Source organism: Pseudodesulfovibrio tunisiensis (genome assembly GCF_022809775.1).
Lineage (GTDB): Bacteria > Desulfobacterota > Desulfovibrionia > Desulfovibrionales > Desulfovibrionaceae > Pseudodesulfovibrio > Pseudodesulfovibrio tunisiensis.
Genome location: NZ_CP094380.1, coordinates 1,667,763 through 1,679,658 on the forward strand (window position 1 = coordinate 1,667,763; position 11,896 = coordinate 1,679,658).

General features: G+C 59.9%; 13 protein-coding genes. 10 read left to right on the forward strand and 3 right to left on the reverse strand.

Annotation, left to right across the window (positions count from 1 at the left end; all coding sequences use genetic code 11):
• The first annotated feature begins 5 nt into the window (after window positions 1–5).
• From MPN23_RS08180 to MPN23_RS08200, 5 genes are all read left to right on the forward strand, one after another.
• A complete protein-coding gene (locus MPN23_RS08180; RefSeq protein ID WP_243547206.1) occupies window positions 6–1,040 on the forward strand; it encodes a FecCD family ABC transporter permease in 1,035 nt (344 codons plus the stop codon).
• Window positions 1,033–1,824: an ABC transporter ATP-binding protein gene (locus MPN23_RS08185; RefSeq protein ID WP_243547207.1), complete on the forward strand. Its 792-nt coding sequence runs from the start codon at window positions 1,033–1,035 to the stop codon at window positions 1,822–1,824. The genes MPN23_RS08180 and MPN23_RS08185 overlap by 8 nt, the downstream gene beginning before the upstream one ends.
• The gene (locus MPN23_RS08190; protein ID WP_243547208.1) at window positions 1,824–2,729 is read left to right on the forward strand and encodes an ABC transporter substrate-binding protein; all 906 of its coding nucleotides are present in this window, start codon (window positions 1,824–1,826) and stop codon (window positions 2,727–2,729) included. Before MPN23_RS08185 ends, MPN23_RS08190 begins: the two co-directional genes overlap by 1 nt.
• A 63-nt stretch (window positions 2,730–2,792) precedes the next feature.
• On the forward strand, window positions 2,793–3,503 hold the full coding sequence (gene cobI, locus MPN23_RS08195; protein ID WP_243547209.1) for a precorrin-2 C(20)-methyltransferase: 711 nt from the start codon (window positions 2,793–2,795) through the stop codon (window positions 3,501–3,503).
• Window positions 3,500–4,294, forward strand: a complete 795-nt coding sequence (locus MPN23_RS08200; protein WP_243547210.1) for a sirohydrochlorin cobaltochelatase — start codon at window positions 3,500–3,502, stop codon at window positions 4,292–4,294. The genes cobI and MPN23_RS08200 overlap by 4 nt, the downstream gene beginning before the upstream one ends.
• 10 nt (window positions 4,295–4,304) lie before the next feature.
• Here the strand turns inward: MPN23_RS08200 and MPN23_RS08205 are convergent, their stop codons facing one another.
• Window positions 4,305–4,856: a hypothetical protein gene (locus tag MPN23_RS08205; RefSeq protein ID WP_243547211.1), complete on the reverse strand. Its 552-nt coding sequence runs from the start codon at window positions 4,854–4,856 to the stop codon at window positions 4,305–4,307.
• Between the two features lie 232 nt (window positions 4,857–5,088).
• Here MPN23_RS08205 and MPN23_RS08210 point away from each other — a divergent pair, with 232 nt between their 5' ends.
• Window positions 5,089–5,739, forward strand: coding sequence for an IS1595 family transposase (locus tag MPN23_RS08210; protein ID WP_243547368.1), 651 nt, complete (start codon window positions 5,089–5,091; stop codon window positions 5,737–5,739).
• Here MPN23_RS08210 and MPN23_RS08215 read toward each other — a convergent pair.
• Window positions 5,736–6,089 carry a hypothetical protein gene (locus MPN23_RS08215; RefSeq protein WP_243547212.1) on the reverse strand — a complete coding sequence of 118 codons (354 nt, stop codon included), beginning with the start codon at window positions 6,087–6,089 and terminating at the stop codon, window positions 5,736–5,738. The genes MPN23_RS08210 and MPN23_RS08215 overlap by 4 nt on opposite strands.
• A 134-nt stretch (window positions 6,090–6,223) precedes the next feature.
• Between MPN23_RS08215 and MPN23_RS08220 the strand changes: the two genes are divergently transcribed.
• Genes MPN23_RS08220 through lipA form a run of 4 tightly spaced genes read left to right on the forward strand, consistent with a single transcriptional unit; the run spans window position 6,224 to window position 10,343 of the window.
• On the forward strand, window positions 6,224–7,765 hold the full coding sequence (locus tag MPN23_RS08220; protein ID WP_243547213.1) for an ASKHA domain-containing protein: 1,542 nt from the start codon (window positions 6,224–6,226) through the stop codon (window positions 7,763–7,765).
• Window positions 7,755–8,882: a small ribosomal subunit Rsm22 family protein gene (locus MPN23_RS08225; RefSeq protein WP_243547214.1), complete on the forward strand. Its 1,128-nt coding sequence runs from the start codon at window positions 7,755–7,757 to the stop codon at window positions 8,880–8,882. The genes MPN23_RS08220 and MPN23_RS08225 overlap by 11 nt, the downstream gene beginning before the upstream one ends.
• Window positions 8,883–8,884: 2 nt before the next feature.
• Window positions 8,885–9,547, forward strand: coding sequence for a lipoyl(octanoyl) transferase LipB (gene lipB / locus MPN23_RS08230; RefSeq protein WP_243547215.1), 663 nt, complete (start codon window positions 8,885–8,887; stop codon window positions 9,545–9,547).
• On the forward strand, window positions 9,474–10,343 hold the full coding sequence (gene lipA, locus MPN23_RS08235) for a lipoyl synthase (RefSeq protein ID WP_243547216.1): 870 nt from the start codon (window positions 9,474–9,476) through the stop codon (window positions 10,341–10,343). Before lipB ends, lipA begins: the two co-directional genes overlap by 74 nt.
• Window positions 10,344–10,424: 81 nt before the next feature.
• Here the strand turns inward: lipA and MPN23_RS08240 are convergent, their stop codons facing one another.
• Window positions 10,425–11,345, reverse strand: coding sequence for a Gfo/Idh/MocA family protein (locus MPN23_RS08240; RefSeq protein ID WP_243547217.1), 921 nt, complete (start codon window positions 11,343–11,345; stop codon window positions 10,425–10,427).
• Window positions 11,346–11,896 lie beyond the last annotated feature (551 nt).

The window sequence follows — 11,896 nt, forward strand, 5'->3', positions numbered from 1 at the left end:
GACACATGACGAAAACCGCCTCCCGCATGCCCGGCCGCAACGGGCTCTGCCTCCTTCTGCTGGCGCTGGCCGTGGCCTTTCTGGCCGTGGCTGCCACGGGCATGGGATTCATCCCCGTGTCTCCGGCGGAAGTGCTCGGCGCGCTCGCGGACTGGGCGCGGGGGGCGGACGTTTCCGGCCTGCATGCCAGCGTGGTGCTGGACGTGCGGCTGCCGCGCATTCTCACGGCCCTGTCCGTGGGTTTCGGGCTGGCCGTGGCCGGAACCGTGTTCCAGTCCATCCTGCTGAACCCGCTGGCCGACCCGTTCACGCTGGGCGTGTCGTCCGGGGCCGCATTCGGCGCATCTCTGTCCATCCTGCTGGGCCTGTCCTTTCTGGGACCGTCCACGCTCTGCGTCATGGCCTTTGCCGGGGCCTCGGCCACCCTGTTTCTGGTGCTGGCCATGGCTGGCAGGGATTCCGCACTCTCTCCGTCCAGCCTGATTCTGGCCGGGGTGATCGTGGCCGCAATCCTGTCCGCAGGCATCAGTTTCATCAAGTATCTTGCGGACGAGCGCGTCTCGGCCATCGTGTTCTGGCTCATGGGCAGCTTCACGGCCCGGACATGGACTGACGCAGCCCTGACCGGACTGGTGGGGCTGGCCGGATTCCTGATCTGCCTGCTGCTTGCCCGCGACCTGAACATCATGAGTCTGGGCGAACGCACTGCGCGCTCGCTGGGCGTGAACACGGCCCGCACCCGGCTTGTGCTGCTGGCCACGGCATCCCTGATCAGTGCGGTCTGTGTGTCCGTGTCCGGAATCATCGGTTTCGTGGGACTGATCATGCCCCATCTCATGCGCCTGATCACCGGCCCGGACAACCGCTGGCTTCTGCCCGCGTCCGGACTGGGCGGCGCAGCCCTGCTTCTGGTGGCGGATACCGTGTCCCGCGCCATGCTGCCTCACGAAGTGCCCATCGGCGTGCTCACCGCGCTCATCGGCGGCCCGGTGTTCTGCTGGCTCTTCATCCGCAGCCGCACCCGGAGACATCATGCCTGATTTCGTAGTCAGCCTGCGCAACGCATCCTTTGCCTATGCCGACGCCCCGGTGCTTCAGGACATCAACCTGAACCTTGCGGCCGGAACCCTGCACGGCATTGTCGGACCGAACGGCAGCGGCAAGTCCACCCTGCTGGACCTGCTGGCCGGGAACCTTGCGCCCGTATCCGGCACAGTGATGCTGGCCGGGCGCGACGCACGCACCCTGCCCCGCCGGGAATACGCGCTGCTGGCCGGACTGGCTCCGCAGGAATTCGCCTTCAACTTCCCGTTCACGGTCCGGGAAACCGTGCTCATGGGCCGTCATCCGCACATCCCCCGCTTTTCCGGCCCCTCCGATCAGGATACCAAGGCCGTGAACAACGCCATGCGCGTCATGGACGTGGCCCATCTGGCAAACCGGCCCCTGACCGACCTTTCGGGCGGAGAAAGACAGCGCACCGTGCTGGCCCGGACATTGGCGCAGGATACGCCCCTGCTCCTGCTGGACGAACCCACCTCCAGCATGGACGTGCGCCACGCCCTCGCCTGTCTGGAACACATGCGCGACCTGTGCCGGAACAAGGGAAAGACCGTGATTGCAGTGCTGCACGACCTGAATCTGGCCGCCACGTTCTGTGCGGAGATCACCATGCTCTCGCACGGCAGAATCCATGCACAGGGTCCGGCCGAAACCGTGCTGAATCCGGACGCGATCCGCAAAGTATTCAACGTGGAAGCCCGCGTGGGACACAGCGCGTTCACCAATGCGCCCAGTCTGGAATATCGAAGGATTCGCCATTGATGAAACGACTCGCCGCACTTCTGTCGCTCCTGCTCTGCCTGTACGCTCCGGCTCGGGCCCAGCAGACCATCACGGACGACACCGGCCTTTCCGTCACATGGGACCGCCCGTTCACACGCATCATCTCCCTGTATGCCGCGCACACGGAGAACCTGTTCTCCCTCGGGCTGGACCGGGAGATCATCGGCGTCTCGCGCAACGAGGATCATCCGGCAGCGGCCCTGCAAAAGCCCGTATTCTCGGCACGGGACGGGGTGGAACGCTTTCTCGCAGCCCGGCCCGACCTCGTGCTGATGCGGCCCATGCATGCCCGGGCCCATCCCAAACTGCGCGCGGCTCTGGAACAGGCCGGAATCACGGTCATTGCCCTGCAGCCCGGCAGTCTGGACGACATGTACGACTACTGGCTTGATCTCGGACGGCTCTCCGGCCGCGAAAGACAGGCGCGCACCATGATCGACCGTTTCCGTACAGGGCTGAACAAGGCCCGAACGCAGACCGCGACCATCCCGCAGGCAGACCGCCCCCGCGTGTTTTTCGAGTCCATCCACCGCAAACTCGCCACGTTCCCGCCCGGCTCCATGCCCATGCTGGTACTGGACGCGGCAGGCGGCGTGAACACGGCAAGCGATGCGATTCCCCGGCACAACACCAACATTGCGGAATACGGCAAGGAACGGATTCTGGCCAAAGGGCACGCCATTGACGTGTATCTGGCCCAGACAGGCACCATGAACCGGGTAGACGCACGAACCATTGCTGACGAGCCCGGATTCGGAACAATACTGGCCGTGCAAAACGGCCGGGTGCATCTTGTTGACGAACGGCTGGTTTCCCGACCCACGATCCGGCTGCTGGACGGCATACGGACCGTACGCGCACTTCTGTACCCGACCCGGGATTGACGCCCCGGCCACAACAATTCACAATACTCAGCCCGGCACTTCCGGGCGCAAGGATACCCATACATGAACCAGACCGGCACATTGTACGGCATCGGAGTCGGCCCCGGCGACCCGGAACTGCTCACCATCAAGGCGGTACGCGTCCTCGGCAGCGTGGACGTGATCTTTGCCGCAGCCTCCACAAGGAACGACTACTCCACGGCCCTGTCCATTGCCGGGCCGCACCTGCGCAAGGACGTGCGCGTGGAACAGCTCGGCTTCCCCATGACGCGCGACAAGGCCGAACTTCAGGCCGCATGGGACAAGAACGCGGCCATCGTGGCCGAATCCCTGCGCAAGGGCGAAAACGCGGCCTTTCTCACGCTGGGCGATCCCCTGACCTATTCCACATTCGGCTACCTGCACCGAACCCTGCTCGATCTGGACCCGTCACTGCCCGTGCAGATCATTCCGGGCATCACGTCCTTTCACGCAGCCGCAGCCAAGGTGGGCTTCATTCTCGCGGAATCCAGCCAGAGCCTGCTGGTGACCTCGGGCGTGGCCGACATGCAGCGGCTCGAATCCCAGCTTGACGCAGCAGACAATGCCGTTATCCTGAAGGCATACAAGAACTTCGACGAAATTCGGTCCCTGCTGGAAAAACTGCGGCTGGGCGACAGGACCGTTCTGGTCTCCCGGCTGGGCATGGAAGGGGAATCCGTGGTCATGGACATCAGGGACGCCCCGGCCCGGCCCCACTACTTTTCCCTCGTACTGGTCAAGAAACAGCCATGAAGCAAGCCATTGTCCTCGCCGCATACGGTTCCCGCCACGAAAAGGCCGTGGCCTCGCTGGATCACATAGCCACTCGGGTGCGCCAGTCGTTCCCGGGCGTTCCGGTCCGGCTGGCCTACACCTCCCGCACCGTGCGCGGCCACATGAAACAGCAGGGACAGGAAGCGGACTCCGTGCCCAAGGCACTGGACCGCCTGCTCGACGAAGGCGTGACCCATGCCGTCATCCAGTCCCTGCACATCATTCCGGGCAGCGAGTACCACGAACTGCTGTCATTGGCGAACGACCTCATGCTGCGCAAGGGCGGATTCACACGCGTGGAGGTCGGCTTTCCGCTCGTGGCCGGAGAACGCGGCGTGGAACGCGTGGCCAGAGCCATTGCCGAACTCGTGCCCCAGTGCAACACCAGCCACGAGGCCGTCATCTTCATGGGACACGGCACCATGCACCCGGGCAACGCCTATTACGAAGCCCTGCACGCCGCCATTCAGGAACACGACCCGTCCGTGCACGTGGGCGCGCTCGAAGCCGAACCCGGCATCGACGACATCCTCGTCCGGCTCGCCAGACAGAACATCACCCGCGCCCATCTCCTGCCCTTCCTGTTCGGCGCAGGTTGGCACGCGGCCAAAGACATGGTCGGCGATCACCCGGAAAGCTGGAAAAGCCGACTCGAACAGGCAGGCATCCACTGCGAAGCCATCCTCAAGGGCGCCGGCGAATACGACCAGCTCGTCCAGATCTGGCTCGACCACCTCTCCGACGCCATGCAACGCCTGCAACGCGGGTAGGAAGCACCAACTATTTCATTCCTAACCGCAACTTCATTTTTCCCCAAAAACGACGCAATTGGTTTCGCAACATCTTTTGTTCAAGGCGTTCAATTTTACGAAGATTCGTCTTCTGCAAAACAAAAGAAGCAAGAAACAAATTTTCTGAAGTCATGGACATGTCGCCACCTTTTTCATCAATAACAACAGAATCATGAAAAAGTACTCCATTGCTTTCCGGAACAAACCGGTTAGCAATCTCTTCATATTCGCCCTGATTTATTTCGATAAAATGTCGTTGTTGCTCTGGAGTCAAAATATTAACTGAGTATTGTGGCCAAATTTCTTTAGGCATTCTCCGTACAATGGAACAACATGCTTCCAAATCTTTCCTTTCTAAAAGACCTGCACCGTACAGCTGATAGAAAAAAAATGAAGCTTTGAAAAACTCACCCCGAGGTGATACATTTTTCATACTATTGAGCTGATATTCCGGGTATATTTTTTCATCAATGGCATTAAAAAAAGTCGCTATCAAGGAAGAAGAAGAAAAGGTTGCTTTTTCGAAAGGAATAACTTCCACATTCTCGTCTCCAAAGCATTCAGCCCACCTGTTCAACACACCAAGATAACCTACGTTCTCAATAGAACTCCAGGTCCTTCCAATTTGAGCATTCTGAATGGCTTCTAACCAAGCAGAATTTAGCCATAAATCATGACGGCGAACATAGCATATAACCTTGACAATACATCCCTTCAGTAACTTTTTAATTAGGGGCTGTACCAGATAACTCCGTTGGGGTATCGGTATGGCAATGCGAAAGAGCCGTTTAGATCGCAAGAAGCAGCTCCGTTTGATTGAGCATTTTGTAGCTGGGACAACAGCACGATGTGCCGCTGATCTGGTCGGTGTGAACTTCAAAACGGCTGCGTACTATTTTCACCGGCTTCGTGAAATTATAGCCGAAGAAGAGTCCAGCGAAGGAATGGCTTTCGGCGAATTTGAAGTTGATGAAAGCTATTTCGGCGGCAGACGAAAGGGCAAACGTGGTCGTGGGGCCGCAGGGAAAGTGCCGGTGTTCGGAATTCTTAAAAGAGGCGGGAAGGTATACACACAGGTGATTCCCGACGCCAAGGGCAAAACGTTGATGCCGATTATCCAAGAGAAGATTCAGCCCGACAGCGTCGTTTACTCAGATTGCTGGTACGGCTACAATGTCCTTGATGTGTCCGAGTTCAAGCACTTCAGGATCAACCATTCCAAGCTGTTCGCCGACAGCCAGAATCACATCAATGGGATTGAGAACTTTTGGAACCAGGCCAAGCGTCACATGAGAAAATTCAACGGCATTCCGACCAAGCATTTCCATCTCTTTTTGAAGGAATGCGAGTGGCGTTTTAACAACAGCAATCCGCGAAGCCAACTTAAACAGTTGAGACAGTGGGTTAAGAAGCATATGGGCTAGTTATCTGGTACAGCCCCTTTAATTAACTGAACACTTTCCTCCGTAATAAAATAATTGTTGACGTAAGCAGAAAACAATTCACTGCTGACAACAATCTTTTCACAGTTACTATGATTGGCTTTTTTCAACAAACGCTTCCACGCAGCTTCTTGACATCCAAGTCCAGCTATTTCCAAAAAGCCATTGTTGCTTTCTGAAATCAGGTGTGCATGAGATTCCTTTTGCCTTTCACCGACATCATAAAAAACACCCCTCCTTGCCATTTTTTCTCGATTTAAATATATATAATGCTGGATTGATGTTGATCCAGTCTTAGGCATGCCAATATGGATATAAACTTGCTTCTTCATTTTCCACTCTTTAACTAAAAATAACCAACACTTGCTGCTTATTAAAAAAACTCCCCTTTCACGTCAATGTTAAAAGCTATTCAATCAACCGGGCATAGGCTATTCAGAGAGACGGCGCATTGCCGATAACAACCATGACCATTCACATCCGAACGCATGACGGGCAGACCGTCGCAGCCGAATCCCATGCCGGACATTCTCTGGCGCGGGCCGTGTTTCTCACGGGCCTGTGGCAGGGCGTGCCCCTGTGCTCGGGACTGGGCAAATGCGGGCTGTGCCGAGTGCGATTCCTGTCGGATGCTCCGCCTCCGGTGGCAGAAGAACTGAAAAAGCTCGGTCGGAACGCGGTGAGTGATGGCTGGCGACTGGCCTGCCTGCATCCGGCAAACGCGTGCGAAATCGAACTGCCGAATCCGATCCGCGCACGAGTCGAAAGACACGTGACCCAAAAGGCCGGACCGTTCGCTCTGGCCGTGGACCTCGGCACCACCAGCATTCACTGGACGGCTCTGGCCGATGGCAAACTCGTGGCAACCGGATCGGAACTCAATCCCCAGATCGGTCTGGGCAGCGAAGTCATGTCCCGACTCGCCGTGGCAAGGGAACCGCAAGGCCGCGCCACGCTCTCCGCGCTGGTCACGGACCGGCTGAATCAAATATGCCGGGAACTGGAACGGGAACTTGGCGGCCCGTGCGAATCCATGGCCGTGTCCGGCAACTCGGCCATGACGTACATCCTGCTGAATCTGGACGTGGACGGCCTGAGCCATGCCCCGTACCGACTGAATTATGCTGGCGGAGACTCGCGCGAGATCGCAAACGGATTGCCCCCTGCCCTGATCCCGCCGCTGCTGGCCCCGTTCGTGGGCGCTGACCTGAGCGCCGGACTGGTGGCCGTGGAATATGCCGAAAAGGCAACGTATCCGTTCGTGCTGGCGGACATGGGCACCAACGGCGAATTCATTCTTGCCCTGTCGCCGGAGGAACGGCTGTGCGCCAGCGTGCCACTCGGCCCGGCACTGGAGGGCGTGGGACTGAGCTTCGGCCGGACCGCATCGCCCGGAGCCGTGACCGGATTCACGCTCGCTCCACAGGGGTTGGTACCCCGAAGACTGGAGGGCCGGACCGACAGGCCGGGCATGACCGGAACCGGATATCTTTCCCTGTGCTCCATTCTCCGACAGCACGGCGTGCTTGACACCGAGGGGCTGTTTGCCTCAGGTTCGACTCCGCTCGCGGCCCGACTGGCCGCGAAACTGACCACGCGGGACGGGGAACCCGCATTCCATGTCGCGGACGGGCTGTACCTGCCGGGTTCGGACGTGGAGGAAATCCTCAAGGTCAAGGCGGCCTTCAACCTAGCGCTCTCCGCCCTGCTGGACCGGGCCGGACTGTCCGTGTCCGATCTGGCCGCCATTCATCTGGCCGGAGCGCTTGGAGAACATGTTTCCGTAGCCGATCTGGAACAGCTCGGCTTTCTGCCCCCCGGCACCCGCGCACTGGCCCGCAAGGCGGGCAACACCTCCCTTGCCGGGACTGAACGACTTTTGACGGATTCCGCCGCCCGGGCGTGGCTGGAATCCATTCCCGCAACCGTCCGCGCCCTGGACCTGGCCTCGGACCCGAAGTTCGGGGCCCGCTACCTGCAAAGGATGCGTTTCATCTATGTGGATTGATCCCCTTTTTCCTGAACTCGACGACCAGACCGCACAGGCTCTGGAAAACTTCGGACTGGTGCTGAAAAAAGCCGTACCGCTCAAAAGCAAGCACTGGCAGTCCCTGCCCTACGACATCCGGGACATGTCCCGGGCCATGACCTCGGAATCCCGAGGCGCGCGCAAGAACTACATGACCGAGGCAAACTTCCTGTCCGCGTACCTCTACTATTTTCTGCCGTGGAACCTGTACCGCCAGTCACGCCTGTTCCCGGGGCTTGGTCTGGACGTTCCGGACGGCGGCCATGTGGTGGACCTCGGATCCGGCCCGCTGACCGTGCCTCTCGCCCTGTGGATTTCCCGGCCCGAACTGCGCACGCGCAAGCTGAACTTCACCTGCGTGGACCGTTCGCCCAAGCCCATGCACATGGGGCTGGACATCTTCCGCCAGCTCGCAGGCAAGGATTCGCCATGGCGCATCAAGACCGTAAAGGGACTGTTCTCGGACCGCATCGCAGGCAACGCGGACCTGCTGGTTTCGGCCAATGCCCTGAACGAACTGGTCTGGACCGGCAGGGACGAGGCACAGACGGGCAGAATCGCCCGACGCATGGCCGAGACCGTCAAGCCGGACGGCAAGGTACTGATCATCGAGACCGGGGTGCGCCAGACCGCGCACATTCTGGACCTGTTCCGCACCGCGCTCATGGAGCAGGGCCTGCTGCCGCTCGCGCCCTGTCCGCACGCCGAACCGTGCCCCATGGCGGGTCAGGGCAAGGAAGCGTGGTGCCATTTCAACTTCATGGTCAAGACCGCACCGGAATGGCTGCGCGACCTTTCGGAACGCGCACGACTGGGCAAACGCAACGCCACCATGAACTTTCTGTACATGTCCCGCGAAGGCGAACTTTCCGGCGGCGTGCGCACCGTGTCCGAGGCTTTTCCCATCCCGGAAGGCCGCGGCCAGTACGCATGCTCGGACCGCGGCCTGACCCTGCTGGGCTATCGCGGTGCCACCACGCCCACCCTGTTCCCGGGCAGACTGACCAAGGCGAATTGGCCGGAGCATCCCGAAACCGACCGGAAATCCGGAGCCCTGATCCTGCCGACCTCGTCCCCGGCCGGACCAAAGAAATAGACATGCGGTTCATCGATCTCGGGGTGATTCCCTATGCCGAAGCCGAGGCCATCCAGAAAACAACGCTGGAAGCGGTCATGGCCGACAGACAGGAGGACACGGTCTTCCTGCTGGAACACCCCAGGGTCGTGACCTACGGCCGTCAGGGCGGTGCGGAGAACCTGCGCATCAGCGAAGCCGCGCTGCTTACTCAGGGCGTGGAACTGGCCCGAACCGCGCGCGGCGGGAACATCACCTGCCATTTCCCGGGCCAGCTCGTGGCCTATCCCGTGATACGCGTGGAAAAACGGCCCGGCGGCATCCGGGCGTTCTTCCACGACATGGAAGAGGCTGTAATCCGCACCTGTGCCGCCTTTGGCGTGACCACGATGCGCAGGCCCGGACATCCCGGGGTCTGGATCGACGAGACCCGGAAGATCTGTTCCATGGGCATCGGGGTTCGACGCTGGGTCACGTGGCACGGACTGGCCCTGAACGTGAGCCGGGACGTGAGCCTGTTCGACATGATCACCCTGTGCGGCATCCCGGATGCCGCGCCCACCTCGCTGTCCGCCGAGGCCGGACGCGACATCTCCGTGGAGGAAGTCAAGAATGTCTTCAAGCGCGAATTCGAGAAAGCCCTTGCGCATTCCGCCGTGGCTTCGAATCAGGCTGCCCGAGGATAGAAAATTCGCCTGCACCTCGGGACTGGTGGACGACCTGCGCCTGAACACGGTGTGCCAGTCCGCAAAATGCCCGAACAAGTGGGAATGCTTTTCCAGAAACGTGGCCACGTTCCTGATCATGGGCAGCGTGTGCACGCGAAACTGTGCGTTCTGCAACATCACGCCCGGCAAGACCGAACCTCTGGAACCGGACGAGCCGGAACGGGTGGCCGAGGCTGCCCGGCGGCTGGAACTCAAGCATGTGGTCATCACTTCGGTCACGCGCGACGACCTGCCGGACGGCGGGGCCGCGCACTTTGCCGCCTGTGTACATGCCGTGCGCAAGGTCGTGCCCGACTGTACCGTGGAGGTGCTCATCCCGGACTTTCAGGGCAGCGAATCCGCCCTGCGAACCGTGCTGGACTCCAGGCCGGACATCCTGAACCACAACATCGAGACCGTGCCCGGCCTGTATCCCGCGATCCGGCCCAAAGCCGACTACGCGCAAAGTCTTGAGCTATTGCGCCGCGCCAAGAAGCTATGCCCGGACGTCCGCACCAAGAGCGGCATGATGGTCGGGCTGGGCGAAAACGACTCCGATGTCATCCGCACCATCGGCGATCTGGCCGACGTGCAGTGCGACATCGTGACCATCGGCCAGTACATGCAGCCGAGCCGCGAACATCCCTGCGTGGAACGCTACGTGCCGCCCCCGTTCTTCGACGAATACACCGCAGCCGGAAGGGCCAAAGGCATCCCCCACATGTTCTGCGCCCCGAGGGTGCGATCGAGCTACAACGCGGAACTGTTCGCCTGACAGCCCGCTTTTCCCTCGAACAAAAAATCCCCTGCCCGTTGCCGGACAGGGGATTCTTCATTTCGAATATGCGGCGAACCGCTAGCAGGTGCAGGCAAAGATGCGGTCAAAGACCTTGAGCACCTTGAGCGCGTCCTCGCCCGTGATGGGCAGGGGCGTGCCATTGCGCAGGGCGTCCAGAAACTGGGTCAGTTCCGAACGCACGGGTTCGCGCCAGATGAGCGGCCATTCGCGGACCGAATAGCTCTTGTCATAGGTCGAGAAGCTGGAGAATTCCTTGACTTCCTGCGTGATCAGGTTGGCCTCGATGTACTTGGACTCGCAGGCCACGTGAATCTTGCGGGACTTGTACGGGGTCACCCAGTTGGTATTGATGTTGGCGAGTACGCCGTTTTCCATCTCCGCAGTGATCAGGGCCGTGTCCTCATGCTTGCCGATGGAAGTGGAACACACCGCGTACACGGACTTGTAATCGGAACCCGTGATGTAGCGAATGAGGTCAATGTCGTGGGAACCGAGATCCTTGATCACGCCCACGTCCTGAATGCGCGGCGGATACGGGCCGACACGTTCGATCTGGATGGAGATGACATCGTCGCCCACCAGTTCCTTGACGCGTTCCACGGCCGGATTGAAGCGTTCCACATGGCCGACCATGAGCGGCACGTTTCCGGCAGCGGCCTTGGCAACAAGCTCCTCGCCCTGCTCCACGGTAGCGGCCAGCGGCTTTTCAATGAGCACGGCCACGCCCTTTTCAATGACCTTGAGGCCGATCTCGTGATGCAGCACGGTGGGAACGCAGACGCTCACCGCATCCAGATCGTGTTCCAGAAGCTGCTCCACGGTCTCGAAGGCAGGCACGTTGAACTGCTCGGAAACCTCTTTCAGGGTGTTGCTGTCCACGTCCACGATGCCCACGACTTCCACGCCGGACATCTCGGTGTAATTCCTCAAATGGACCCGGCCCATCCAGCCGAGGCCGATAACGGCTACTTTCATCATGGTTGTATATCTTCCGGTTAAGGTTGATCTCGCGCCCCGATTCCTACCTTCTCAAGCCCGGGTTGGCAAGTTTTGGCAACGGGCGGCAACACGGCAAGTCAATGACTTGTATTCACAGGATTTTTTTGCATTACGGAATCATGCCCCACTTCTTCAGGGCGCGTAGCCGCGCCACCTTTGCCGTGCCAACCTGCAAGGTGAGGATTTCGCCCTTTCCGGGCGAGTTCATTTTTTTGTTGGGGCAAAAAAATAAACGAAAAAAAAGCCCCTTTGCACTGTGCTCCCGACTCCCTCGGGCAGGAACCAGTAGCGCCCTCCCGCCGGGCGATTGCGACGTTTCCTGCGGAAACCGCATCGCCCCGGCTTCGGTCGCCTCGACTGGTTCCAAGCCCTCGCGAGCCGAAATTCGGTCTGAGTAAGGGGACAGTGTGCTGGGCGTGAGAAGTCGCCTCGCCCCTACCAAGCTCCCTCGGCCTAACCACCTCCCACCGTTTCCCTTTGATCAAGGCATCCGTTCCTGCGGCAAACGCACAACAGGTCAGCCTTGATCA